Origin of the sequence: Haladaptatus pallidirubidus, assembly GCF_020700235.1 — an archaeon.
Taxonomy (GTDB): domain Archaea; phylum Halobacteriota; class Halobacteria; order Halobacteriales; family Haladaptataceae; genus Haladaptatus; species Haladaptatus pallidirubidus.
Map to the genome: position 1 here is coordinate 319,378 of NZ_CP085303.1, position 26,284 is coordinate 345,661.

Genomic DNA, 26,284 nt, shown 5'->3' on the forward strand with positions numbered 1-26,284 from the left:
GGTTGGTGTGATGACTGGGACCGTTGCCGCTCAACAAAGTGAGATCAACAATTCGCTCACCGAAATCGAACAATTTGTTGCCACAACACTCGGCCAATTAGGGTAATCGTATTCCTCGTTGGCGCAGCACTGTGGTTTGTCTCCGGACGCAACGCTGGTCGTACGCAATGGGGCTGGCGTGCTCTCTGGGGTGGTGCTGGCATGATTGTTCTCTCGGTGAGTTATAATGTGTTCGTCACCTTATTCGAAAATCTTGCACCAGGGATGATCGTGCCTCCATTCATCTGAAAGACAGCGTTTCACCGCTTCCCAGTTCAACCACAGACACTCTTTGCACAAGGAATGTCGTCACTATCAGGTACACTCATTCGTCCACTTACGTTTGGCCTCGTTATTCTACTCCTTCTGACGAGCTCGTTTGTAACCGGTGTCCACACCTCCCATCCTCCGAACGCTACTGATGTCTTCATCTCTGATGACGCTGATCCCAATATTGGAGCGCTGCCACCGTTTATTCAGCCAGATTTGCGTAGTATCCTCGACTCGAGAAATATCTCGACAGCAAATGCCAGTCAGATTCGTGATTTCACCTACGTAACGTCCAAGCCACCCTACGAGGTTGGCGCTGGGAACCAGACGCTCGCCGAATATCGCTATAACAACCTCCAAAATCTCTCGCACAATCGCTCAACGAGCGTGTGGTTTCCAGACTCGAATCGCTCGAATGGTACTTTCGTCAAAAACGCTCATGTGACAATTCTTGGAACGCAGAACGGCACGCAAACACAGTTTGGACAGCCAAACACATCATCAAAAGATCTCTTTTTGCTCCCGCAGAACGGCACAATACTTGCGTCTCCCGATTATTCGACGGTGGTTCCAAATCAAACCTGTACAATCACGAATGGCACAAAAACCTGTATCAACTATTCCGTTATGAACCAATCAATCACTCGTTCGCTCCGAATTGGTTCACAAACCTGGTCAACTGGGAAGTCCGTACCAGAAGCTGGAGCATCGCGGGCGCTCACATACTCAAATGCACAGGCAACCGGACAAACGAAAATGGTCATTCGAGGAACAATCAAGACTCAACTGGCCATTCATACAACGAGCTCTATTCGGACGACTTCTGGATGGCGACAAACAAATGCAACCTCGAAGACGACTCTTCTTTCGCACACCGTTCGCGATACAGCGCCCGTCGTTATTACCTCAAACCAGCAGCTCAACGCGACACAGACGCTTATCACTGATAACGATGAACTCAAACGAATCGTTCTCCACCTGGATGGGCCAACGTCACTTACCGACCGGCGACACTGGAGTTACGCGTTATTTGAATCCAGTCAAATGCGTCTTCAGAACATCTGGGGCGTCTACTCTCAGCATCGATATCCCAACGCAACGATCGGTACTCAACAGCCGAATACCACACTGTCGCTCAATACGTCAGCACTGACGTCCCCCTCGCTGATCAGGCCGCTCAATCGGTCTTCAGCCATCACGACTTCCCAGGAGAGTGTCCCGCCACCGAATGTTCTCGAAAAACAGTTGATCGCAGTTCGAAACAAGCCAGCAATCACTCGCATAGCCCCACCGACAACGTCGCCGGCAACTGTCGGACATGTTCACACTATTCCACTTACCGCGAAGGCTACACCGCTCAGACCAACGGTCAACCTGTCATCGGTTTCACCACGAGTCTCTAATCGTATCGTCATTACAAACGTCAACCAGCCGCTGACAGCACTGTACGATATCCATGGCGATGAAGTGTCACTCACCACAAAGACTGTGACTGAACATCCAGTTTCCCTTACTCTGACCAAACAAGACAAGAGACACGTTCAAATCAAACTCACAGACACGTTGACGGGGGAGCCGGTTGCCAATCAATCAGTCGAACTCCATGGAGCGATTCAGAGTCGTGCCACAACAAACACTAGTGGTGTGGCAATCGTCACGCGTGATGATAGTGCTGTCACTGCGAACTTCGGTGGTAGTGTAAACGCCTCGCAAGGAGTGTACTATGCACCGTCCCATGACCAGGTTCGATTTGCACCGACGATATTCAGTATCTATCGTGCATTGTTACACCTAAGTAACGGGATCGTCGCTGTCATCGCGTTTATCCTGTTTTATCTTCCATTCCACTATCTTCGGCGACGATAATTCATTATCAGTGAGAAAATATTTTTATGAAGTGGCGCGGATATACAATTAAACACTATTTTCTGATACCCAATGATCACCGCCTCCCTCAAAACATACGGTGCATTCATCGCTTCCGGTAGCCCACTTACAGTCTCCAAGCTCACAATTGGAGCTGTACACCACCCTACAGAGATGATGGCAACCATTCTTGCCACTGGATTCACCGGGTGGATCGCAGATTTGTTTACGTGGTTGATGACGAGGCTGCTGGGCTTTGTTGGACTGTTGATGTCGGGCGGTGTGTACACCTTCCTGGTCTTTGACAGCCCCTATACCGATCCCCAGTATCTCCAAGCGTTCGATCATCTCCTCGGTATTTTTCCCCAGTTGCTTGTGGTAGTGGTGATGGCTGGCTTTGCTTCACAGCCATTCGCGAAGAACGCCGACGTTGATAGTGTTGTTCTCGTCTGGAAGGCACTCAAAGCCATCATCTTCGTTGCCGTCGGTCGCCAGCTCATGCATTTCGGCTTGCTGCTCGTGAACGCCGTCATCGCCTACATTTACCCCGAAAGCTATGGCGCATTCGGAACGGAGATGCTCAAAACCGGAATGGAGGGTGCAGCTGCCTCAGCAGGTGTTGTGGCGGTTGGTATGGTGATTCTCAGTGTGACCTCGATTGCTGGGATCCTTCTTCTCTTTGCAATGCTAGTGATCCGGGAGTTCCTTTTCGTGGCGATGTTTGTGACGCTGCCCATTCTAGCGGTGATGCTCTATCTTGACTTCGGCCCATTCGAGGATTCAGCGAAAGCTGCAAAGATGTTCATCAATGCAACGCTCTCGCTCTTGTTTGCGGGTATTTTCATGGCGGCGCTCATGTATGTTGGTGCGACTGCGATGGGGATCACTGGATCCGGCGCAGCCACGCGGGCAGCGGCCACTGCCGGGTCAGATCCAGGTTCGTTCAACGAAGTTCTCGAGTCGTTCCTCTTCTGGTTGATCGGCTTGGTGGCACCTGCCATCTATGGCTTGAAAACAGCCATGTCCTCAGGTTTTGTTCCCGGTCGGGTACGCAGTCGGCGGAAACGAACGTCTAGACGTCGGTCGACGGCATCGGCAGGGCAGTCACGGGAGTCCAGTCGTGCGAGTATCATGAAGCAGGCGCGCTTTGGAGGAAGAAAAGTCCGTAGAGGAATGGGTTTCGTTGATCAGCGAACTACCGGTGGAAAAGTAGGCGAGAAAGTTAATAGTAGCGTAAACAGAGCCACTTCAGCTAGTAGTGGAATAAAAGGCAGCCTTGGGTCAAAAGCTGAAGGAACAATTGTTGAAGACGCAAGTAGAGTCGGGAAAAGAGGAGCACAATATACGAAAAAAAGTGGAAAACGTGCAGCCAAAGATGCTCGCTCAGGAACGAATTTTGCATTGCGAAATCTCGACCGGTCTCCCATCGATTGGGCAGAGGCAGGTTTGGAGCACTATCGAGAAAACCCAGTTATTAATGAATCTCACGATGGGGTTGGCTCAAAACAGCAGACATTAGGGGAATGGACCGACTCGTCGACCAGCAACTATCGATCAAAATGACACCTGTTGGCAGAATGTATTTGGGTAGTCGAAGAGAATTCTAATACGAACTATGGACGATCAAGAAAAAATCACGTCCACGAGAACTCAAGAGAATTCTGGCTATGGTTCGAAGAACTTGATCATAGTTGCAGTCACAACGATAGTTGCATCGCTGTGCTATTTATTCGTACCAATAGGAATATTCCTCATCGGTAGGCAACTGTCGATATTTCTTGGTGGACTCGTTTCGACAATTCTAAGCTTATTAGCTATGTGGTTCCTGCCTCCCCTCATTACAGCTGTATTCTATGAGGTTCTAAGGTATTTATCTCAGGTAGAAAAAGAAAGCATGTATCCAGGGTGGTTTTTAGGAGCGATTATTGGGCTAATTTCACTCACTGGAGTTTGGTTTCTTCCTCTTTGGAACGACGTTTCTCCTGAATTTGCAACAATCTTACAACCGTTTCGAGTTGATCCGATGCTTGACAATCTGTGGCTAATGATTCTGAGTTGGCTAGCCTGTATTCCAGCCCAGATCATGGGGCTTGCGCACCTCAACCAAGGAAATAGCTCAACAGATTCAGTGACAAGTCAGCAGGAGCATTCAACACAGAATGGGATTAACCGATACGCTGGAATCAATTCTCGAAAAAATCAGCCTTCTACCAACAATACTGATGATGTTGAAGAGACTCGTAGTCCATCCCTATCATCGCTCACATTTGGTTGGGAGTCAGCACCCACCACGACGTTTCGTGATGTCGGTGGGATGGACACCCTCAAACACGATATCCTGCGATCGGTTCTTCGCCCGCTCTCACACACTGATGCAGCTTACGAGCGGTTCAACGTCTCGCCACCAAACGGCATCCTCCTATATGGTCCGCCCGGAACTGGAAAAACGCATTTCGCCCGAGCTATTGCTGGCGAACTCGGCCATCCATACCTTGAGCTGAGCGCTGGCGATATCAAAAGCCGGTGGGTGAACGAATCCACCGAGCAAGTCAACCAATTGTTCAATGAGGCCGAGCAGTTCGAGCGCTGTGTGATCTTTGTCGACGAGATTGACGCCCTGCTTGCTGGTCGTGGGAACGATCTTCACCGGGAACACGCTCAAGTCGTCAACGAGTTTCTGGCGCACTTAGACGATGAAGATCCGAGTTTTCTCCTCATCGCGGCGACGAATCGTGCAGACTTACTGGATGAAGCCGCGACTCGTCGTGGTCGCTTTGACCAGCAGTACGAGGTTGGTCTTCCAGACACAGAAGCACGCGAGAAAATCTTCAAAGTACGATTACAGTCGCTTCCGACCAAGCTCGATCAAGAGGAGTATGAGAAGTTAGCCGAGCTATCCACCGAGCTCAGTAGCGCGGATATTGTCGGAATCGTCGATGATGCTGCAATGCAGGCCGCCGAACGAGATGCACAAGCAATCACGTATGATGATCTCCTCGAGTGCCGTTGAACAAGCGGGGGTATCCTATCTCGGCCTTGTAGAAATCCTCACATGGTGATGGGTTCCAGTGCCCTTGCTGAATAGAGGGCGCGAGTCGTTCACACTAATCGGCTCGATTGCGTTATCTGCTGGGCTGATTATCCTGGATATTGAGGGAAGACAATATCGAACTTTTCGGAAGGATTAGAGCTCCTTGACATCGACCGAACTGTTATTGATACCATCGAAGATGACCTAACTATGGCACGGAGAGTTATAGAGCCAAAAAATCTAGCCGATACAACGCAACATCACTTCAGCCCTGCAATCGTCGCTGATGGGACATTTTACATATCGGGACAGGTTGGAACGGACGAGCACGGGAACTACGTTGGGGACGATATCGAATCGCAGACTCGACAGGCGTTCGAGAATGTCGGGACGATTCTTCAGAATGTAAATAGAGATCTTGAGGATGTTGTCAAAATTACAAGCTATATTGTCGATATCAGGGACCACTATGAGGCGTTTCAGTCAGTGTACCAAGAGGTCTTTTCGACCGAGCCCTTCCCCTGCCACACTGCCATCGGTGTCGAAAGCCTCGCGAGTGAGACGCCATTGGTAGAGCTGGAGATAGAAGTCCCTATTGACAAAGAGCAGTGACGAGAATTCCCCATCTTCATCATTTCCATCCATTTCCGTCCGCGAACACGACTGACGCCGAGGATCGGAACTTCCCAGCTGATGTGACCACTCTTCTCGAGACGGTCGTCCTACCGTGGGTGGAGACACGTCTTGGAACTATTTGGGCAGAACAAGAGGGAACATGAATACACGTCTGAAAGTGAGCAACAGATCCTCAATTCCGGTACACAATCATCATTGACCGAATTCACTAACGCTGAAGCATCGTCTCTAGAAAATACGGCAATACATCTACCCCATAGATGAGGATCTTCAATTGCGAACCACAAATTCGGATCTAAGAACGCATGAATTTCCATCCAGCGGTGCGATCACCGGTCAGCAAGCATGTTTTGAAGCTTTTCCGCCGAGAGATTGCTCCCTGTAATCGGCAACACAACAGTCTTTCCCGCAAGTTCACCACCCATTTGAAGCGCAGCCGCAATACCAGCGGCAGCTGCGCCCTCAGCCATGATTGCATCGTCAACGAGTAGTCGCTGGATGGCAGCCCGCAAGTCGTCGTCCTCAACAAGCATCATCTCTGTTAGGTGCTCCTGCATAATCTGCAGGGGGAGGGCAAACGGCGTCCGCGTCTTGATCCCCTCTGCGAAGGTGTCGGCTTGCGCTTGGAGTTCAATCGTTCCTTCGCTCCACGCTCGATAGACCGCATCAGCCCCCGTCGCCTGAACACCAATGACATCAGCACCGAGGAGCGCACCGACAGTAAGCGCATAGGCTGATGCACTACTCCCTCCGCCGACAGGGTTGATCAGAACGTCTACCTCAGGACAATCCTCCATAACTTCGAGGCCAGCGCTAGCGCGTCCAGCAATCAGGTGAGGTTCATTGCCACCGTGGACATACCGATATCCTTCTTCGGCTCCCTGTTGCTCGGCGTATTCGCGGGCTTCATCGAAATCCTGACCGTGCTTGATGACGGTCGCACCAAGGCGCTCCATGCTGTTGATCTTCGTCGGATTCTCGAGTGTAGCGGGGACGACGATAATCGCTGGAACATCGAACTCGCGGGCAGCTGTTGCCATCCCTTGGCCGTGATTGCCCATACTCGCCGTGATCAGTCCTTTCTCACGGAACTCCGGCTCAAGATCAGCAATCAGATTATAAAAGCCGCGAATTTTGAACGAGCGCGTCGGAAGCGTATCCTCACGCTTGAGATAGACATCGGCGTCTAACTCGGCTGAGAGACTTTCGCTACGCACCAACGGCGTCCGTGGAAGGTACCGCCGAACGATTCGTTGTGCTGCATAGATATCTTGGGTCGTGGGTGGGGTCAAATCGTGGTACGAGAAGATCGTTGTCTTGTCTGGAGATTCGACTGGTTCGTATGATGGCATCGATTCGTCGATAGGAGTGCAAGTGTGTTAAGCGTTCACGGTAGAGACCAACGGGTCACGTCAGAGTCACCGATGTCTTCCCAGACCGTCTCAAGCGAATCATAGTCTGCTTCCGCAAGTGCGTCAATCTGTCCTGGGCCAGCAACACCGTACTGCTCACGATACGCTTGCTCTTCTGCAACGAGGGTGGAAAGCTTGGTTTCAAGTTCAGTGTCGGTGTGCTCACGGCGCAGTTCGTTCGCACGAACCCACTCGAATAGGCATGATTTCTCAGGTATCGTTTCGGCCGCCCATCAATTGGTTCAACAATTCCACGGGCGATCAACCATTCTAAGTGTTCTCGTGCCGCTCCTTCCGAACAGTGAGCACAGCTCGCAACGTCGTCAACAGTTGCTGGTTCGTACAATTGGATGGCTGTGTCGTAGACGCGATCTTGAGTTGAGGAACCGTGATCCCATTGCTGTCGTTCTTTCCAACGGCATCTGCATCATCTGGATGGCCGGGATTGGACATAAGTGATCCTTCGTGCTCGAAGAGAGTATATTGATTCAGACTACTGCCGAACGAGGCCGACAAATATTCGTGGATACGTCAGTATTGTCCATCTTTATATCATTAGTATGCCTTGACTTCTGAGAACAATTTCTCAATTAGGACAAATCCTTAATGTTAGTGAAAATTAAAACAAAAGCCTACACGTAGAGTAATTATTAACTAGCTGTGGAATAATATAATACTAAATGGAAACGTTCCCAATTGCCGGCCAGATCATCAACACAAAGATCATTTTTGGTCTGACTGCCCGTGATATTGGCGAAGCACTCGTCATTCCGTTTCTTGGGCTTGGCATCGCGCAAAGTCTTGGTGCTTCTGGTGATCTTTTTTTCATTGCCACCGGGATTGCGCTTGCTCTCGGTGTCGTAATCCTCCTCATCACGCCTGCTGCACAACGGCCACTGAGCTACGCACGAGCCTGTGTTCATTACTACCTCGGTATCACGACGTATCGAAATCGCCGGACGCGACCCACCACGGAACCGATGAAAACCCAAGATATGGTCGGTGTTCGCCACGCCGGCCTTGACATTGAGACGATCGAAGCGAAAGACGACCCCGACTCCCACAAGTGATTAGCCATGGATTCACCACCGCCTGCTACCGACACCTCAACAGCCAGTTCTGGATTGTCTGGCACTCAAGACAAAGCTGAAACCGAGACGGCTGAATCTGACTCCACGACACCCACATCAGCACCAGATAAGTCACCTACTCAGCCATCTGCTGACTGCCCCACAGTACGGACAGCGCTCGGGATACCCGATCAAGCATTCGAAACCGATGCAGAACGGCCTGAATCGGATCTTGATATCCTCCGGACGATGGATGCAGCTCTCGCAGAAATTGATACAGATCTCCCGACAGCTCGGGAAGAAGCGCGTGCTCGTGACCAGTTCCAGCTCGAGGACAAGCTAAATAAGAAAACGACGGCGCAAGCCCAGCTCGGCTTTGACTATGTCCGTGATGATGGCATCACAGTCGACGATGAGGACTATATCGGACTTGTGAAAGTTCAGCCACGAAACTGGCTGACACTCAATCATGAGCAGCGTCGGCAGGTCATGAGCGACTACATTTCCTTTCTGATGGCGCTCGACTGGGCGATCGCCATCCCATGCTATCCCAGAGAGTTCGACCTCGGAGAGCACTATAACAAGTTCATTCGCGGTGGCACGAGTGTTGCTGCACGGGGGCAATCCCCAATTCTGCAGTATGGCCGACGATATTACATCCAGTGGGCGCAGGACAACATCGACGGCTCTGGGATCAAGACCCGAGACTACTACATTGTCATTCGCGTCAACGCCACGCAAGTTACGACAAATCTTGATACCGGAAGTGTGCTCAACCAGCTAAGCACACTCCCGCTTATCGGCTCTGCAGGCGCAACCATTTTCAAACGCCTTCCATGGGTTAAGCACCACGAAAAGGCAGAAGCCGAGCTGTGTATTCGCGAAGTGCACAACCGTCAGCGGCGCGTTATCGATAAGCTCGGACGAACAGATGTCATGACTGAATTAGTCAGTACTCGCCAGGAAACGATGGAAATTCTGTATCACTACTATAATCACGTGAAACCAGAGTTCGACAAATTTGATCATGCGACATTCTCCGAGGGGATGATCTAACAATGGGCTCTCGCCTCCGGTCACTCATTCCTGGGCTGGAGAGTGAGCCAGGATTGGGTGAGATCGATGATGAGATCTTCGATCAGGCGACTGCCATCCTCGAAGCGAATAACGATGAGTTGTCCAAGGAAAATATCCAGGCCCAAGCGAAACATCTGCTCGAGCTCGAAACAGCCGAGGACGGTGAGATTCGGTTAGGTGTTCTTCAAGACGAAACGGAACGCTCGCTTGCTGACCGAGATATCATCGCCCCACACGAAATTACCGAGAAATCACCACTCTTAGAGTCGGGGTACATGGTTCGTGGTGGTCAGTACGTGCGAACCATGACAATCCACGGCTATCCAGAGCGCGTTCCACTCGGCTGGCTTGATGACCTTTATACAACACACGACAATATTCGAGTGACTCAGCACATCCGCCCTCGCGATTCACACGAAATTCTGCGAAAACTCCGCAAGCGGCTCACACAGCTTCGCGCTCGTCTCTATCGAAAAGACGAGAAAAATCAGAGCGATACCCACGAACTCGAATCCGATCACGAGGCGGTCTCCGATCTCATTTGGGATATTATTCGCGGCGAGACAAAGCTATTCACCTTCGCCATCTATTTCGAGATCATTGCCGATTCGAAGCAAGAATTGAATGAGGCGACCGAGCGTGCTTTGGAGATCGTTGCAAAGGCCAATACAAAAGCAGTTCCCCTTGAGAAGCGCCAAGTTGAGTCACAGGATGCTTTGGCGCCGCTTGGGAGTGATCCGATTATGGCGACACAACTCATGCAGGAAACGGCTGTTGCGACCATGTTCCCATTCATCGAGCCAGCGTTGGCCGATGACGAGGGTGTCTATTATGGGTTCGATGGGACCCATACGCCGGTTCTCCTCGATCGTTACCGATTCTCCTCATACTCGAAGGTGATTGCTGGTGAAATGGGCTCGGGCAAGACGTTCGCGGAGAAGTATGAGATGTTTCACCGGATGATGATGGATCCCGAAATTGAACTTCTTGTGCTTGATCCGCTTGCTGACTTTGTAGACTTTGCAGAGGATCTCGGTGGGCAGGTAATCCGATTCGGTGGTGAGAACACGATCAACCCACTCGAAATCCGTCGTGGGATTGACGATGTCGTCGAAGATCCGTTCCTCAAGAAGTATCGCTCGGTGATGGAGTTGTTCCGATTGCATTTTGCAGCCGGAGATGGGCAGGCACTTTCGAATGAACAAGAGGGGATTCTTCGGCGTGCTGTCTTGCTTTCCTATTACCAGTACGGAATCACCGAGGATCTAGCAACGCACGAGAACACGAGTCCAGTTATCGGAGATATCATCGAGATCCTCGAACACATCGCTGATGGCGATGATCCGACTGAGTTCCTTGAGTACCATGCGGGAGCCGAGGAGCCGCGAGTTGCCCCGAAAGTTCAGGATATCGCCGATCGATTTCGAGAGACAGACGAACGACTTGCCTACCAACTGTTGCTCGGGCTCGAAGCCTTCCAGGAGGGCGGCGAAAATGCGAATCTGAACGGGCGGACGAACGTCGAACTCGACAATCGGCTCGTGACTATCGATATGTCGATGTTCTCGGACACAGGGCAGGCACCTCTGTTTATGCACGTCATGTTTGACTGGATCTACCAGCGGGCTCAAAGCAGTGATCGCCGCACGCAAGTGACGATCGATGAGGCACATTACCTCTTGCGCCGAGGCGCCACGACAGATCTGATCGACCTATTCATCCGACATAGTCGCCACTTCAACACCGGACTGACGCTAATCTCCCAAACGGTGGATGAGTTCCTGGTTGAGTCAACGGAGCAGTCCGCGGATGCACTCGAGAAGGCCCGCGAGATCTACAATCTCTGTAATATTAAGCAGATTTTCCGGCACGAATCGGTGAGCGAGGAGATGATTGCCGTCCACGATCTCACGCATAACGAACAGCGATTTATTGCCTCTGCACAGACCGGTGAGGACGGTACCCACTCGGAGAGTTTGCTGCTCGTCAACGACTGGAAGAAGCGCATCCAGCTGCATGTCGATGAGTTTGCTGTCCACGTGCTCGATGAGGATCTCGATCCATGGGAGTACCTAATCGAACAGAACGTACTCGACACAGGCGATGTTTCCTATTTGCTTGCGGACGGACGCGCTAAGGAGTACGACATCCCGCCGTCGATGATAACGCAAGCGCGCGAATCCATGTCTCCAACGAGCTAACACGCCAACTCACAGGAATCAATTCATCACTCATGACCGCCACTCGTCGCTACATTCGAATCGAACCAGCTCACGAACGGGTCACACCTTCCGACATCATCTCCCGACTCGCCGGTCTGCGTAAGCTAAAATCTGGTTGGAAGATCAAATACGATCCTCGAAAAAGTGCGCCCACATTCGAGTTCCTTGCGCTCACACAAGGGAACCAAACGCCTGTCCGGTTTTATCTCGGTGCCGTTGATGAGACGCTCTTGTCGACAGTCTGCTCGGAGTTGACTACTGCATATCCGGCGAGTTACAACCTTTCAGAAGAGGAACTCGCGCTTCCCGACGAACTACTCGAACCATCCACGGTGAGCATCGATACAGATGGCGACGAAGATACTGTCAAATATCAATCTAGTGATGATGTGCGATCGGAACTGTTGAACCGAACACCAATCGCGGCCCGATGGCAGGGCGTGGGAACGCGTTCTGACGACTGGATGACGCCACTCACGCAGTATTCACAGTTTCACGCTACACATCACGGTGACAGTGTATCGGCGAAAGCCCCGCTTGCAACGGCGGTCGAACGGCTTGCCCAAGCGAGTGCTCCCACCGTGTTGCAAGTGCTGTTCACTCGGTATGCCGACTGGGAGAAGCTCGCCACGACCCGCAAAGAGAATATTCAGACCAAACACGACGGCGTCGTCCAGTCTGCGAAAACTAGCTTCAATGATATGCTCCGGGGCTATGACGAGGAGCATATTCGCGATCGACGGCGTGGACGAGACGCCCCCCAAATCGGGGAGAATATCCGCCAGACATCAAACGCCACGAGTGGTGGGGTTGCCTCTCGACAAGCGCTCATCGACCAGAAAAGCCCTTCCCAAACGTTTCTGGTAAACATGCGTGCAGCTGGGGTTCCATCCGCTGGCGCAGACGATACCACGATCAACAGAGTACAGAGTGACGTTGATGCGCTGGCAAACGCATTCAATCATCTGGACGGCAGTTTCTACGAACTCAACGGAAGTCGACTCACGAAAGGACTGATGAATATCCGCGATCCAGCGAAAAAGGAGCTAAAACGGCTTCTTGATCGGTCGATCAAGATTTCAAACCGGGGACGCAGACGTCCGCAACTGATTTTGAATGCAGATGAACTCGCTAATTTCGTGACCGTGCCAAGTGCGCATGCACTAACGACAGAAGGTGTCCGTGGTACTCGCGGCAAAGAGCGGCTACGCCAGCCGCTCCCTCTCCCAGCACCTGAAATGCTGGATCAGTTGTCAGAATCAGGGATGGCGATTGGCCTACCACTCCAAGACCGGGATCAACCACTTGACGACGCAATTCACGTCCACCGATCAACGCTCGTTACACATTATATTCGCGCCGCCTCAACTGGCTCTGGAAAGTCTAAAAGCGTCCAAAATGACATCCTCACGCTGTTTGAACACGTTGGTGGTCCAACAGTGCTGCTCGAATCGAAAGGTGATAAGATGGTTGATAACTATCTCAAAGCACATTACGCCAAATTCGGGACGCTCGAAAACGTCTATCACTTCGATGTGCCGGATATGCTACCAGCATTCTCCTTTTTCGATATCCGCCCCGCCCTTACGATGGGTCGGCGTCGCGAAGATGCAATCCAGGATACTGTCGAGCACTTCCACGAGATCATGCGGCTGATCCTTGGTACGGAAACACACGATCGAGCGTTCGTCGCGAACGAGATTCTGACGTTCTTGATCAAAGCACTGTTTGACAAGGAGTACGGCCAGGATGTGTTTAGTCTCGATACGCTCATTGAGGCCGTCTATCAGATGCGCCATGAACGCATTATCCCGGAAATTTGTGCAGAGAATGCCCACATCGAGCGGGCGTTACTCCAGCAATGTGAGTTGGATGAGACACAGTTCCAGCAGCCGATGGGTGGGGCCGCGAATCGACTGAACAAGCTAGTCGAACTCGAACACCTCTATCAGATCTTCAATCACGTCCCTGAGTGGGATGATGAGGCTGGCGAGTATGTAGGGAACGTCTTCGACTTTCGGCACTTCCTTGATGAAGATGTAGTAGTTCTGTTCGACATCGGTGAATTGCGTGCCGACTCGCGCAACGCGTTGACGATGCTGCTGCTGAGCAACCTCTGGGATGCCGTTCAAGGGCGCACCGATGAGAGCACGACAGGGGAGGACAAAATTGCGAACGTCATTATTGAAGAAGCAGCGGCGGTCGCGACATCCGAACTCGTCTATGAAGAGTTCTTACCCCAAGGACGGGGCTTCGGCGTGAGTCTCGGCCTGATCATGCAGTATCCCGACCAAGTGAACGATCATACGGTATCCGATCGACCGTATAAAGAGATATTGAACAACGTGAAGACGAAAATCATCGGAGACATTGCGGTCGATGACGACCTCGTGAAGTCGATGGCACATGAGAATTTGTCCAAACAAGACCTCCACAAGCGGATACAACGATTGCCGTCTGGCGAGTGGATCGTGCAACTTCCAAGTCCCAGGTTTGGCGAAACAGATCCCACGACATTCTCGCTCGCACCATTACCCATTCCAGAAGGGCACCCGGAAAGCGACCGTCTACTTGCCGGTGATGCGCGCCACCTCTTTGAGGAGATGGCCCGCCCGCAGGTCAGACGACGAACCCAGATCGAATGCAGTATCTCCAATCGCCCGAGCAAGATCGGGCATGACGATGCACGGGATACGCTTGCGGAGATAGGTGATGCGGACACTGCAGGCACAGACGGGTTTCAAGAGCACACAGCCGCCGCTGAAGCTGCCGACGGTGGTACTCCAGTGGAGACTCCCTTCTTCGGTGGAGGCAGTGTGAGTGACGACACACGCACAGCTGCAGACGACAGGGCAGCAACGGGTATGGAAGACACACCAGTTAGCGACCGTCCGAGTGATGAACAAGATCTCGGAGGTGCTTCCATGTTCGGCGCTCCGACGACGGAGCAGTCACCACCCGAAGACACACCGACATCCGCCTCACCCGATCAGACACCGATCGATGGCCACAATGGACAAACTGGCGAAGAAGAGCCAGAAACCACAGACGCAGACGAAGATGCAGCGGACACGGACGACGAGGCCGAACGATCGAGTGATGCTACACTCTCCGAACACGTCCATTACGATGCAGATGTCGACGGCTATGTCTGCGATCTCTGTGGTACAGAGTATACAGCGTCTGAGAAGCGACGAGCGAGCGTCTGCTGTCAGTTTGCGTCGAAAGACGAGGTCTTCGTTGCTGCTCGTCGGGCACACAAAACGACTGACTCTACGAGTGATCTCCTTGATCGACTTCGGAAAATTGCTGCCCATGCCGAAGACTACGGCATCGAAATCTCCCTCCAAGACTTTACATCGCTTGATGTATCTGCCGCTGCACCGCCCACGGATGGTAACGAAGACGAATCAGAAGACATCCTCGAGACGAAACACCCCCACTCGTCCGATGACGGCACAGCGACGCGCTTCAGTGAGGCAACGACACATGTTCCAGACGCAACGCTTCGGGCAGAAGGAGTAATGCGTGATGAGGCAGCGTTTCTCGAGGTCGTACTGGATGCAATGAACCACCAACTCGACGAGTATTCGCTCCAAGAGAGCATGACTGTGCTCGAAGAACCATTCGCTGATCTCGATGTCGAGGCACTCATACAGAAAGGATTTCTCGAGGAACACCGCTCGTTCCGCCAGAAGTACTACACCGTATTGCCAGTTGGCCGGCAGTTTCTGGATCGCTCGCTAGAGGCCGGTCCAGGTGTCGGCGATCTCGGTGAGAAAACGCCGCACAAGGCTGGAGTCGTCTTTCTCGACGCCTGGCTCACCCAACAAGAAGACGTCGCCCGGACGGAGGTCTACTATCAACACCGGGAGGATACAGTCTTCGACGTCGCTGGCTTCGACACTGCAGACGACCTCATCTGGGTCGGTGAGGTCGAAACCCCGAGCAATAATTCCGAGGCGTTGGTTGCGGATTACGAGAAACTGGCAAGTGTCGAGGCCGCTGCTGTGTGGGCCGGTGAAGATAAGACATTCATCCTGGATGCAATCGAGACACTCACCGATGCCGGGAAGGTCGAGTTCTCGCTGAGTTCGACCCAACGACGGACGATCAGCTCGCTTCGTGCAGCGATCAGCGAATACGATGATCCGGGGATGACGGCACTCCACACGTTCCGAAGTCTCGAAGCGGAGGTCTTCGACTAACAATGCCCCCACCATGGCGACCCGCGACACGTGAGGACCTTCACACCTACTACACAGAGACGTTTCCCGAGTACGTCGACGCGCTACCGTCATTCGTAACCCTCGATGGACCGAAGCAGTACGCCATCGCGTTCCGCGAGCCATACCCGATCCGGAAGCAGCACGCCCCCGAGCGGTCGTTCATCCGCCGTGATACATGGCAGACCAAGGGATCCAGCGACCGCACGAACCACCAGTTCGATTCACAGGACCATCTCGTCGAGTTCATTCAATATCCGGCACGATACGACCCCGCTCAAGGGAGTGACTATGCACTCGCCGATCCGGATCTCCTCGAACGTCCAGAGCCACGTCCCGAGGCCGTCTACTATGCGCTCGATCACTGGGAGCGGCCGTGGGTGCTCGCGGTTGATATCGACGCAAAAGACATCGCAGCACAGCGCGCTTCCCGTGAAAGCACCGCTAATGAGACCGACGACGATGCTGATATTGAGCAGCTTCAATCAGCGGGGATCCTCAACAGTGCGCCTGAAGGCTACCCGTACGCGTTCACGGATATCGAGGACGCCTTGGAATACGGATTCACCGTTCAGGAAATCTTCGAGGACGACTTCGCGGCCACGGAGACGTTGGTGGTCTACTCGGGCAAGGCTGTCATATCTACCTGCTCGATACCGATCCAGAACATCGCTACGACGAGCAAAGTCGCGAGGTGATCAACGACTTGTTGCTTGAGGAGTATGAGATCCCCATCGACCCGGTCGTCACGGCTGATCGCCGTCGCGTGATGCGCCTGCCGTATTCGCTCCACGCCGATGTCTCACGTATCGTCCAACCGATCGAGAGCCCCGATTTCGACTTTAGAACCGAGGCCGTTCCCAGTTTTCTCGAACCATGAGCCAGAAGACTCCACTGAACGACGAGTACATGGCGTATCGAGTGGCAGCGCTCCCGCGCGGTGAAGGCCAGGTCCAACTCACACAGCTGTTCGAACGTGGATATCAGCGGTGGACAGTCGATGATACGCAAGAAACTGAGAAACTGCTTGCGGATATCGAGCGGTTCACGTTTGATGCATTTGTTCCAAGCACACGTCGGAAGGCCGCAGAGCGACCCTATGTTGATGATCCAGGAATGCTCGCCGTTCTCGCCACTCTTGGTGCAGTCTGTATTATGGATCACCCGAAACTCGAAGAGACACCCCCGCGTCATCTCGCACTTCTCGATGATTTGCGGGAACTCTATGTGAACAACATTGCCTCGCTTATTCGTGAGTATGATGATTTCACACTTCATCAGGAGATCGCCGAAATTCTCTATGCGAAAGAATCGGGTGAAGGCGGCCCCCACTCAGGACGTGTCTGTACAGACATTACGACACGTCCAGAGTTCAGTGGAGGTTACTATCTTGAGATTCCACTTGTTGCTGCCTCACGGAAATGCTTGGCACGGACGGATCGTGATGGCGATCAACAAGGCGAGATCCAAACACACGTCGCCGACAACCATCTGTATGCCCCCGTCTCGGATTTCATGCAGAAGTATCGGTCGTATGCCGAGGACGCGTTCTCACGGTTGCTCGCGGCACAGGAAGAAGCGCTCACGCCAAAGCAACGGAGCTGGTTGACTGCGAATGAGTCGGCGATTACCGAACGGATCGACCGGTTCTTCGCCGCTGGGCAAACGCATCGGATCTGGCGGAACTGGAGCCGCCAGAAACAGCGACTCCGGACGATCATTAACGCTGTCCACGCGGTGGACGACGATGTTGCCCAACTTGGCCAGACACATACCGCACGCGAACTCTATGCCGCTCTTGAGGCGTACGACCCGGAGCGATCGTGGGAGCAACACGTGTGTGACTCTATATCGACACCACGCAGTCTCGGGACGATTCTCTCTACGAACCGAGATTATCCAAGCGTCACTGTCGAAAACGATCGCTTGAACCGGTATACGCTCACACAGTATAGCGACGGCGCACAAGCGATTCACGTCGACGATCTCGAGGACCTCTTCGAACTCCCCTGTCTAGCGGCGATGGACGAACGCCTTCAGGAGAAAAAACCCGTCCGGAAAGATCTCTACAATCTTGTGCGAATGGCGTGGTGGCTGCCCCAGTACCGAGACGCGAGTACGGGCGAATTCGTCAATGATATGAAAGAGGTGTTCGCCCGGTGGTCGTGGTATGATGAGGAGACTACGGAGTACCAGATTCAATACGAACTCAACAATGATATTGGCGGTGAGATCCCCCTCCCCATGAATTGTTCGAACGATGATATGCAGCGCTATTGCATCGGGTGTGATCAATGTCCATACTCGATCTATGGCAGTCTTCCATTTCCTGATGAGATGTATGATCTGCTTGAGGAGCGGTCTGAAACCTCCCTCATCTAGACCCCTGCCATCCGATTGAATGTCCTATTCTATCAAATTTCATAATATTATTTAACCTCGCTTTTCACTCCATAGAGACCCAGTTTTTGCAAACACGATTTAGCGGCTCTAACCCGAAAGGATGACGGTTTCAGCGGTTTTAACACTGTATTTTTCATATAGAATCTGTAACATTTTTCATATAGCATGTCGAACATGAGTAGCCTTCAGACCTGATATGCTGATTTTGGCACGTAAAGCCTCTCAAACGCTACATTTATCATTTTGCGGTTCGATTTTGATTTGCAAACACGATTTTACGCCCTTAGAACAGCTTAATCCAGTTTGTATGACTTCTCCGCTAGTATCAAGGCTTTGCGCACCTCCAAAATCGTCCAAAGAAAGAGGGGGGTACGAAGACGAACCGAACGTGAGTGACCGTAGGAAAGCAAACGGAACGAGAAATCACAGTAAATCGCGGAACTATAAGAAATATGTTATATATTCACCGAGCAATTTGAACTCTGAAAACGGCGTGGTGATGCGACAGCACAGAAGAACAATGAGCAGTCAAACAGCGAATAGTACTGATGTGATAGTGACCTCTGGTTTCCACAAATGACTTTTTCAGAATCCAGAGAGGTTGGAGAGAGGACGTGTATCTAGTGCTAGTCGATCAACGGATGCAACGAGGGGAATAAATCGAGTGATACCCACCTCATGAGCAGCATGTAATTAGAATTTCTTATCGTCATCTATCAGAATAAGATAATCATTCGAATGCAAATCCACTTCGTGGAATCCTCGCGCTAAAGCACGGGAGAGGAGATCAGGACGGACTCGGCGTCTGGATGTGTGAAAGGTATGCTGTCAGATCCGTCGATGAAATCATTCCGATGACTCCCGTCGTTTCGTCTACGACCGGTATGTGATGGAATCCGTGTTCAATCATGGTATCTGAGACATCACGAATGGAGTCCTGCGCCGACGCTGTGACCACGTCTGTCGTCATGTAGGTTTTGACAGGCGTCTCGTCCTTCGGTCGCCGTTCGGCGACAATGCTGACAAAATCGGTGGTGGTCAGTATTCCGGCAAGTTGATTGTCACTCTCGATTACGACGAGTGAGCCGACATCGTTGGCGAGCATTTTCTGTGCTGCCCTCTCTACGAGTGTCTCTGGTGAAACGGTATGGAGGGTGGTCGACATAAGCCGTCCAACAAGGATATCGTCCATGGACAATGGTATCTCGGAACACGCTTAAGAGTTATCATCGTTCGAACCGGTTTTGCTGTGTTATCATCTCTCAAATCGAAAAAAGTAATGTCGACTCATTACAGCTATATTGCTAACTCACAACTTCATGCGCTTATTTATAAGTAATTAAATTAATATAAAAGTTTATGTTGATTTAATCCTTGACTTAATTGATGACACGATATAGTAAACGTGTTGTGAATCGAATATCACGACGAAATGTTCTTAGAACCACTGGACTAACACTTGGTATCTCATCGTTGAGTGGTATAGGGACTGCACATAAAGAGCAAAACGATACTCAAAGAGCACAAGATAACATCCATATCGCGGCACATCGCGGATTTAGAGACGTATTTCCACAAAATACGATTGCCGCTGTCAAGGGTTCATCGCGCTTGAAAGCAGACCGGATCGAAATTGATGTTGTAGCGACAAGTGATGGAGAACTGGTTGTTTTCCATGATGCACGCCTTGATGATCTCACAAATAAAGAAGGCCTCATAGCAGAAACTCCTTCGGAAATCGTATTGCAAGCAGAAATCCTTGACTCCGGTGAAACAATTCCAACGCTTGCTGAAACCCTTGCTGCAACGAGACCGAGTGTGATGATGAATCTTGAGTTTAAAGCATCGGATCCGCTCTCTTGGAAAGAGTTTGCAGAGCGGGCATTACCGATTGCATCACAATACCCTGGTGAATACTATGTCTCTTCATTTGACCCGGACGCACTTAGAGCAGTGAAGGATGTAGATCCCAGCGTAGATGTGGCACCGATTTTCGGAAGTAATAAAGACGAAAATCTAGAGATTGCTCGCGAACTCGATGCTAAAGCAGTCAATCCATCGACTGGTGTTCTTGATCGCGATCTTGTAGAAACCGCTCACGAAGAAGGTCGAGAAGTGAACGTTTGGACGATCGATAGTTGGAGAGAGGCACAAGAACCACTTGAGCTGGGCGTAGATGGGCTAATCGCAGACTATCCGCATATGGCTACCTTTACCACGAACAACACATATCGCACTCAACCGAATTAGTGAAAATCTGATTAAAAGAGTAAGCTAATTTTATTTCAAAGAGTAAATCTCTATTTAATAATGACAAATATGTTTGTTGAATGGTTTTATCTCTCACAATAGATGCCGAATAGTACTTCCTGCAATAACTATCACCGGCTGGTGGAAAATATACTATATAAATTCAGAAACGCAGTTGGTGTCGCAAAGCACCGACTCTTCGACGAGGTCATCTGCTTCTCCTTGCCGGCGAATAATGGAGACATTTTTGTGTTGACGATTGAGATTGACTTCAGCACCACAATTAGCGCAAAGATCTGTTCTTGAGGTCATCAAAACACGGGTGGATACATTTACTAGTTCAGCTCGTTTTTCTCGTTGTGATAGAACACTCATTGGTGTCTCCTAGGAGAGAATTCCTATGAAATAAGTGGTCGTGTCACTATTTGCCACGTTTATATTTGTCACTCTATTCACAACGACTGCTGTGAGATCTTCACCGTGATTCGTGCACGTAATATCCTTGTGAGAGTGGGCAACAGAACAAACCAATATTGGTCTCGTATATCTCTATGCTCCGTCCATCGGTCACAGCAACGGTGTGCAAGTGGCCGGGATCAATGTCTGGATACCACCCATCTATGTATTTGATACATTATGTTTAATATATGAATCTAACGCGTATCAAGGACGTACATCCCCACAATGGCCAACAGGACGAGACAGATGGCGATCATCGCCCCCTGTGAGACAGCAGCGATGACCGACTCAACTGGTTCTCCGGTTAATAAAGCGATTATGTCTGGAATCCCGCGAGTTGATCCCAGCACTCCAAGTGCCGCTAAAATCCCGATTCCATAGACAGCAGGCCGGTCGCGTTCCGTCTGACGTCCTATGACGCCCAAGAAGGCGATAAGGACGCCGAAGAACGAAGGAATGAGTGCTGTGATGCTTGCAAAGTCGGAGAGCACGTAGGCACTGGTGCCGAGAATAATGAGGATGAGTCCGAGCACGATACAGAGCGTGAATGGTGACTTTCCGGAACTTGCCATATATGGAAACTTGGACGAGAATCCGTATAGGTTTCTATACTCGGCATGTAGATTATCAATAGTTTGGATTGCTTCTGAGCTAAAGAGGCAAACACGAACAACGATTGGGATGAATTTCTATCGATACATTCTCCCAAGAGACATCTATTGAACGTAGCTGGAGTCAACGCACTCGGCAAACAAGTGAAATGTGTTGCCAACCAAGAGTATTCATAGGGGTCGTCATAGGTCTTTGACTGACATCTGTTAGTTTCTCTCACCGATACCGGCTCATCTGTTGTGCTTTCACCCTACTGGCAGCCGACAAGTGAAGGAATCTTCAAGATGACATACGAAGAGGTACACATGCCATGGCCGTGTTCCATCGAGCGGGCCACGAACAGGTCAACGTCTTCGATGTCGACGGAATCTACTTGTTCAAACACTACTTTGAGGGCGAGGAGGTATTCGCTCGTCTTAAGCAATATTATAACAACCAGCAGTACCGATTCGAAGTATCACCCGAGGACTTCGACGAAATTCAGGCGTTTCTCGACACGCATGGGTACGGGCTGGTACTGGTAGATGCGCTTGATCTGTTCGTTGTGGTGGTTAGAAAGTACACTGCCCACCCAGACAACATCTTCAAGAAGTCGGTCATCCAGCGGAGTGTCGACGATTATAATTGCTTTCTAATGGTGGATCAGGTCGCCGTCGTACAGGCCGTATACGAGGGCGCGACCCGGCTCACCGACACTAACCTTAAAAATCCATTTTGAGCCTGGTGAACTCACCAAAGTCGAAACGAATGAAGGCACCTGCTACAAACTAGGTAGCGTTACACAATTTCTTCGCGAGGTGCGCTAGCTTGCAGAGGATCACTCGAGAGACAACCTTACCGCAGGACTCCACGCAATCGGTGATGAGATCGATTCGTGGCAAGCGACGTACGAGGTCGACTTGCTTGACGACCTGCGCTGCAGTCTCGGGAGTGACGAGCTTGGAGGTAAGGAGCGATGTAAGGATCCTCACTCTGTTGTGGAGCTTGCGTCGTCTCGCTCATCGAGAAGATGGCCCCTTTCAATCCCACTCAGTATTGTTTATCCGGAGTGTAGCTCACTGGTTGCCTGGTGTGTCGATTCTGTCCGCCCGCTCGCCGCGTCCTATTCGGTCGGGCCATCGTTCGCTCGCTTGGACCGCCAGCGGGTTAGTCGGTCGGTTCCTGCGCGCCGTCGGTGCTCGGAACTCCACCTCATTGCCTCACGGCGGTGCCGTTCGGCTAGCTCGTGGTCGGCAAGCGCCCGCGCATCGTTCGGCGACAGACTAACTCCGCTGGCCACTCAACCCGACCGGAACGTCGCGCGTGCTCGATTGTGTAACCTTCTATAACGCGCTCGCTTCGCGCCCAAAAGGCGCTCGCGAAGGCGCAAGCGAGCGCGTGGAGGAGAATGGGTGAGTTGTGCAGTGTAGAGTTGTAACTTGTGTAGATGTGAGTGTTGGAAAAGACGCGGTAGTGGACGCGCCTTCGGAACAAGGTAGAGTTCCAATGAGTAGTAAGCACACGATCGGTCAAAAGGTTTCGGTTGACGAACAGGCAATTAAATGTGACAAAGAGCAATTCGAGGGTGTTGAGGAAACACCCGAGCTGCGCCCCTCGGTTGCGCAGATGATCCAAGGAAAGGTGGATACGAATCATCCGGATGGGGTCGGACGTGGACTGACGTTGGCGGCAGAAGAGCGGGTGGTGGCACGAGAGATGGAGATTGCACAAACACGTGAACGGTGGGATCGATCACAAGATGCAACCCGGGAAGTACAGTGTCGAGAAGTTACAAGAGTAGTGAGTCAAGAGCGGCGCTGTGCGTTTCAGGAGCGGGCGGCGAGCGTGGATCCGTGGTGTGATCCGGACAGAGCAGATCCGCGTGAAGCACTCTCTCAAGAGCAGCTGGCGGCAGTGAACAAGCAAGTGATGCGATTAGTGGAGAAGTTGAGTGGGTGGTCGCGAGCGGTGATCAGTCGACGGTTGGCTGAGCGTGTCGTGGATGGTACGAGTGTGATGGGTGCAGTTGTTGGAGTGTATGAGGAATTGCGGACGGCCCCCGGGCAGGTGATTCCGATCGCGGACATACAAGACGTGAATCGCAAGGAAGTGAGCATCCAAGGAACGATTACGCAACTGTGGGAGCCATCAAATCCGAATATTGCTCAGGTTGGTCTCATTGAAGACGAAAGTGGGCGCACGAAATTCACAAGCTGGAAAGCGTCAGAGGTTCCATGGATGGACGAAGGCGAGCAAGTGAGCATTCTTGGGGCAGCGAAGAACTGGTACAACGGACGCGTCTCGGTGGCGCTGACAGGTTGGAGCACTGTGCATTTCCCCAAGCGCGATCGGTGGTGGGAATAGAGGGTCGTTGTGACTCTTTTTTGGTATATGCCGGACCCCCGACCCCGCCGCCCCACCCTCCGCTCCGTGCTCGCTACGCTGTGCGCGCAGCCACGACCCCGATAGTCTTCTGGATGACCACCACCTTTCATAAGGAGTAGGTACGCAGAGAATATCAACAGATACCTCATGAGCGACAAAACTACGATTTATGATGAACTAGGCGTTCCTCGTGTAATTAATGCGGCAGGCACGAAAACACGCATTGGAGGGAGTCTAATTCGTCCGGAAGCTATCGAGGCAATGAGTCAAGCAGCGGAATCGTTCGTCCGACTCTCGGATTTGCAGGTTCGTGCGAGCGAACTAATTTCGGAGGTAACTGGCGCGGAGGCGGGCTATGTTGGCAGCGGAGCGGCTGCCTGCATGACGCTCGCCGCAGCCGCCGCGATTGCTGGCGATGACCTTGGAGTGATGTCACGGTTGCCGGACACCGATGGAATTCCGGACGAAATCGTGATGCCGAGAACCCACCGCAACGGTTACGATCACGCATTTCGGGCAGCGGGTGCACACATGGTCGACGTCGGAAACAACGACAACTACCTCGGCACCGGATCCAACAGTACCGAACCGTGGGAAATTGCCGATGCGATCACTGAAAACACTGTCGCCGTCGGGTATATGCAGAAGGTGTACAGTACGCCGCTATTGGAGGAGGTTGTCGAAATTGCCCACGAGCAAGGCGTTCCAGTCATCGTTGATGCAGCTGCAGAAGTACCGCCACGGGAAAACCTCTCAACGTTCATTGATCTGGGCGCAGATATGGTCATCTTTAGTGGTGGAAAGGCCATTCGTGGCCCTCAAACTACAGGTATTCTTGCAGGCAAGCGCGAATACATTCGCTCGGCCGCGCTTCAGCATTTGGACATGCACGTCGCCGAGTCAGTTTGGGAACCACCAACCGAACTTATTAACAAGGCAGATTTAAACGGCGTTCCCCGGCAGGGTATTGGCCGACCACTGAAAGTTGGGAAAGAAGAACTCGTTGGTCTTATCGCGGCGTTGAACTCGTTCGTCGAGGAGGATCAAGAGACGCTAAACAAAGAGTGGGAATCCCGACTTGATATTGTTGACACGGAACTCGCAAACCTCGTCGGCGTAACGACACAGAGAGAACCTGGTGGAAAGGTAATGGTGGCTCCCGAGACGTACGTCGAAATCGACCCCGAGACGGCCAAGGTCGACGCTGTCGAACTTGTTGGTTCACTCCGGACGGAGACTCCTCGAATTTTCGTCGGCTCTGATGATCTCCTCGAAGATGGGTTTACTATCAACCCGATGTGTTTGACCGACGAGGAAGCCGAGTACGTCACCAAGCGGATTCGAAGCTATCTCGAGTGACTACAATTCGCGTGGTGCGATACTGTCGATTTCAACGCCACTATCGACTGGGAGGTTGGCGACTTCAACGGCGCTTCGAGCGCGATATGGATCGTTCATATATTCATTAGACACTTTGTTAATCCCGTCACACTCCACCGTATCCGTGACGAACACCATTGCTTTCACAACGCTAGTGAGCGAGACCGCCGGCTTCAAGGAGCAAACGGAGGCAACGGCGAGTGAGTAGGGTAGTTCACTGGTTTCGTCCACATTGTAGTCTTGCCTATTAGAACAGTCAACGTAGTCGTGGTCTCCAATAGCCCTAACCCGTCCGGATACGAATTAACCTTTGAAATCGAATTATGGATCTTATGCGCCTGCTTGACGAGTTGCGTATCCTTAGTCAGAATGGAATAGAGTACGCCGACAACCCGTACGATAAAGAACGCTACGAGCGGATACTTACGCTGACGAGTCTGTACTATGGGAAGGCGCTCTCGCTTCCGGCGACGGAAGTTCGCACCCGGTTTGACGACGAACTCGGGCATATTACACCGAAAGTGGGTGCAGAAGCTGCGGTCTTTGATTCAGTGGGACATATTCTGTTAATGCGACGCGCCGATGACGGCACGTGGTGTCTGCCCTGTGGCTGGGTCGATCCAAACGAGTCACCCACTGACGCTGCAGTTCGAGAGACCAATGAGGAAACAGGCCTCGAAGTCGAAGTCACTAAATTGATTGATGTATATTACCACGCTCCAAGTGCTGAATTCGGTCCACACGGTCGTATCGACATCTTGTATCACTGCTCTGCCGTCGGCGGATCGCTTGAGCTCTCTGACGAAGGAGAGGCGCTCAAATACTGGAGAATAGATGATGTTCCTGTTTGGCACAAGCAGCACGAAAGGTATGCACGGGATGCCAAGCAAACGCAGAGCAAGAATCCGTAGCGTATAGTTTAAATTATGATGGCGGAACGTCTATGTCAATTGCTCACATCTCTCCA

19 protein-coding genes and 1 pseudogene are annotated in these 26,284 nt (G+C 51.7%); 15 read left to right on the plus strand and 5 right to left on the minus strand.

Features of this window, described 5'->3' with window-relative positions:
* Positions 1-342: 342 nt before the first annotated feature.
* The 4 genes from LIX15_RS25175 (at position 343) to LIX15_RS25190 (ending at position 5,818) form a co-directional block, all read left to right on the plus strand.
* Complete coding sequence (locus LIX15_RS25175) at positions 343-2,175, plus strand: DUF8186 domain-containing protein (protein WP_227777648.1); 1,833 nt, start codon at positions 343-345, stop codon at positions 2,173-2,175.
* Between the two features lie 72 nt (positions 2,176-2,247).
* Complete coding sequence (locus tag LIX15_RS25180) at positions 2,248-3,738, plus strand: TrbL/VirB6 family protein (RefSeq protein ID WP_227777649.1); 1,491 nt, start codon at positions 2,248-2,250, stop codon at positions 3,736-3,738.
* Positions 3,739-3,790: 52 nt separating this feature from the next.
* Positions 3,791-5,185: an ATP-binding protein gene (locus LIX15_RS25185; RefSeq protein ID WP_227777650.1), complete on the plus strand. Its 1,395-nt coding sequence runs from the start codon at positions 3,791-3,793 to the stop codon at positions 5,183-5,185.
* A 231-nt stretch (positions 5,186-5,416) separates the two neighbouring features.
* Entirely contained in the window at positions 5,417-5,818 is a 402-nt protein-coding gene (locus tag LIX15_RS25190; protein ID WP_227777651.1) for a RidA family protein, read from the plus strand.
* A 353-nt stretch (positions 5,819-6,171) separates the two neighbouring features.
* On the opposite strand, the gene LIX15_RS25195 is transcribed toward LIX15_RS25190, so the two are convergent.
* The gene (locus LIX15_RS25195) at positions 6,172-7,194 is read right to left on the minus strand and encodes a threonine ammonia-lyase (RefSeq protein ID WP_227777652.1); all 1,023 of its coding nucleotides are present in this window, start codon (positions 7,192-7,194) and stop codon (positions 6,172-6,174) included.
* A 740-nt stretch (positions 7,195-7,934) separates the two neighbouring features.
* Here LIX15_RS25195 and LIX15_RS25200 point away from each other — a divergent pair.
* From LIX15_RS25200 to LIX15_RS25225, 6 genes and pseudogenes are all read left to right on the plus strand, one after another.
* On the plus strand, positions 7,935-8,324 hold the full coding sequence (locus LIX15_RS25200; RefSeq protein WP_227777653.1) for a PrgI-related protein: 390 nt from the start codon (positions 7,935-7,937) through the stop codon (positions 8,322-8,324).
* 6 nt (positions 8,325-8,330) lie between these two features.
* A complete protein-coding gene (locus LIX15_RS25205) occupies positions 8,331-9,380 on the plus strand; it encodes a TraC-like domain-containing protein (protein WP_227777654.1) in 1,050 nt (349 codons plus the stop codon).
* A gap of 2 nt (positions 9,381-9,382) precedes the next feature.
* Positions 9,383-11,602, plus strand: coding sequence for a VirB4 family type IV secretion system protein (locus tag LIX15_RS25210; RefSeq protein WP_227777655.1), 2,220 nt, complete (start codon positions 9,383-9,385; stop codon positions 11,600-11,602).
* Between the two features lie 32 nt (positions 11,603-11,634).
* Positions 11,635-15,831 carry an ATP-binding protein gene (locus LIX15_RS25215; protein ID WP_227777656.1) on the plus strand — a complete coding sequence of 1,399 codons (4,197 nt, stop codon included), beginning with the start codon at positions 11,635-11,637 and terminating at the stop codon, positions 15,829-15,831.
* A 2-nt stretch (positions 15,832-15,833) separates the two neighbouring features.
* Positions 15,834-16,729, plus strand: a pseudogene (locus LIX15_RS25220) (bifunctional DNA primase/polymerase).
* Positions 16,726-18,231, plus strand: coding sequence for a primase-associated protein (locus LIX15_RS25225; RefSeq protein WP_227777657.1), 1,506 nt, complete (start codon positions 16,726-16,728; stop codon positions 18,229-18,231). The pseudogene LIX15_RS25220 and the gene LIX15_RS25225 overlap by 4 nt, the downstream one beginning before the upstream one ends.
* Positions 18,232-19,039: 808 nt before the next feature.
* On the opposite strand, the gene LIX15_RS25230 is transcribed toward LIX15_RS25225, so the two are convergent.
* Entirely contained in the window at positions 19,040-19,444 is a 405-nt protein-coding gene (locus LIX15_RS25230; RefSeq protein WP_227777658.1) for a CBS domain-containing protein, read from the minus strand.
* Between the two features lie 194 nt (positions 19,445-19,638).
* On the opposite strand from LIX15_RS25230, the gene LIX15_RS25235 reads away from it, so the two are divergent.
* Positions 19,639-20,502, plus strand: a complete 864-nt coding sequence (locus LIX15_RS25235; RefSeq protein WP_227777659.1) for a glycerophosphodiester phosphodiesterase — start codon at positions 19,639-19,641, stop codon at positions 20,500-20,502.
* A gap of 653 nt (positions 20,503-21,155) precedes the next feature.
* Here LIX15_RS25235 and LIX15_RS25240 read toward each other — a convergent pair.
* Entirely contained in the window at positions 21,156-21,533 is a 378-nt protein-coding gene (locus LIX15_RS25240; RefSeq protein ID WP_227777660.1) for a hypothetical protein, read from the minus strand.
* Positions 21,534-21,883: 350 nt separating this feature from the next.
* On the opposite strand from LIX15_RS25240, the gene LIX15_RS25245 reads away from it, so the two are divergent.
* Complete coding sequence (locus tag LIX15_RS25245; RefSeq protein WP_227777661.1) at positions 21,884-22,291, plus strand: hypothetical protein; 408 nt, start codon at positions 21,884-21,886, stop codon at positions 22,289-22,291.
* Positions 22,292-22,628: 337 nt separating this feature from the next.
* Here LIX15_RS25245 and LIX15_RS33000 read toward each other — a convergent pair whose 3' ends face one another.
* Positions 22,629-22,763: a hypothetical protein gene (locus LIX15_RS33000; protein ID WP_265338446.1), complete on the minus strand. Its 135-nt coding sequence runs from the start codon at positions 22,761-22,763 to the stop codon at positions 22,629-22,631.
* Between the two features lie 295 nt (positions 22,764-23,058).
* Here LIX15_RS33000 and LIX15_RS25250 point away from each other — a divergent pair, with 295 nt between their 5' ends.
* Positions 23,059-23,916 carry a DNA-binding protein gene (locus tag LIX15_RS25250; protein WP_227777662.1) on the plus strand — a complete coding sequence of 286 codons (858 nt, stop codon included), beginning with the start codon at positions 23,059-23,061 and terminating at the stop codon, positions 23,914-23,916.
* Between the two features lie 168 nt (positions 23,917-24,084).
* Positions 24,085-25,296, plus strand: coding sequence for an aminotransferase class V-fold PLP-dependent enzyme (locus LIX15_RS25255; protein ID WP_227777663.1), 1,212 nt, complete (start codon positions 24,085-24,087; stop codon positions 25,294-25,296).
* Here LIX15_RS25255 and LIX15_RS25260 read toward each other — a convergent pair whose 3' ends face one another.
* Positions 25,297-25,548, minus strand: a complete 252-nt coding sequence (locus tag LIX15_RS25260; protein WP_227777664.1) for a RidA family protein — start codon at positions 25,546-25,548, stop codon at positions 25,297-25,299.
* A gap of 101 nt (positions 25,549-25,649) precedes the next feature.
* Between LIX15_RS25260 and LIX15_RS25270 the strand changes: the two genes are divergently transcribed.
* A complete protein-coding gene (locus LIX15_RS25270) occupies positions 25,650-26,228 on the plus strand; it encodes an NUDIX hydrolase N-terminal domain-containing protein (RefSeq protein WP_303657541.1) in 579 nt (192 codons plus the stop codon).
* Positions 26,229-26,284: the final 56 nt, after the last annotated feature.

Bases quoted from the DNA above. Each gene is read 5' to 3' on its own strand.
- LIX15_RS25200 (WP_227777653.1), top strand. From the start codon at position 7,935: ATGGAAACGTTCCCAATTGCCGGCCAGATCATCAACACAAAGATCATT.
- LIX15_RS25215 (WP_227777656.1), top strand. From the start codon at position 11,635: ATGACCGCCACTCGTCGCTACATTCGAATCGAACCAGCTCACGAACGG.
- LIX15_RS25230 (WP_227777658.1), bottom strand. From the start codon at position 19,444: ATGGACGATATCCTTGTTGGACGGCTTATGTCGACCACCCTCCATACC.
- LIX15_RS25245 (WP_227777661.1), top strand. From the start codon at position 21,884: ATGGCCGTGTTCCATCGAGCGGGCCACGAACAGGTCAACGTCTTCGAT.
- LIX15_RS25185 (WP_227777650.1), top strand. From the start codon at position 3,791: ATGGACGATCAAGAAAAAATCACGTCCACGAGAACTCAAGAGAATTCT.
- LIX15_RS25250 (WP_227777662.1), top strand. From the start codon at position 23,059: ATGAGTAGTAAGCACACGATCGGTCAAAAGGTTTCGGTTGACGAACAG.
- LIX15_RS25175 (WP_227777648.1), top strand. From the start codon at position 343: ATGTCGTCACTATCAGGTACACTCATTCGTCCACTTACGTTTGGCCTC.
- LIX15_RS25255 (WP_227777663.1), top strand. From the start codon at position 24,085: ATGAGCGACAAAACTACGATTTATGATGAACTAGGCGTTCCTCGTGTA.
- LIX15_RS25210 (WP_227777655.1), top strand. From the start codon at position 9,383: ATGGGCTCTCGCCTCCGGTCACTCATTCCTGGGCTGGAGAGTGAGCCA.
- LIX15_RS25205 (WP_227777654.1), top strand. From the start codon at position 8,331: ATGGATTCACCACCGCCTGCTACCGACACCTCAACAGCCAGTTCTGGA.
- LIX15_RS25270 (WP_303657541.1), top strand. From the start codon at position 25,650: ATGCGCCTGCTTGACGAGTTGCGTATCCTTAGTCAGAATGGAATAGAG.
- LIX15_RS25190 (WP_227777651.1), top strand. From the start codon at position 5,417: ATGGCACGGAGAGTTATAGAGCCAAAAAATCTAGCCGATACAACGCAA.
- LIX15_RS25195 (WP_227777652.1), bottom strand. From the start codon at position 7,194: ATGCCATCATACGAACCAGTCGAATCTCCAGACAAGACAACGATCTTC.
- LIX15_RS25180 (WP_227777649.1), top strand. From the start codon at position 2,248: ATGATCACCGCCTCCCTCAAAACATACGGTGCATTCATCGCTTCCGGT.
- LIX15_RS25225 (WP_227777657.1), top strand. From the start codon at position 16,726: ATGAGCCAGAAGACTCCACTGAACGACGAGTACATGGCGTATCGAGTG.
- LIX15_RS25240 (WP_227777660.1), bottom strand. From the start codon at position 21,533: ATGGCAAGTTCCGGAAAGTCACCATTCACGCTCTGTATCGTGCTCGGA.
- LIX15_RS25235 (WP_227777659.1), top strand. From the start codon at position 19,639: ATGACACGATATAGTAAACGTGTTGTGAATCGAATATCACGACGAAAT.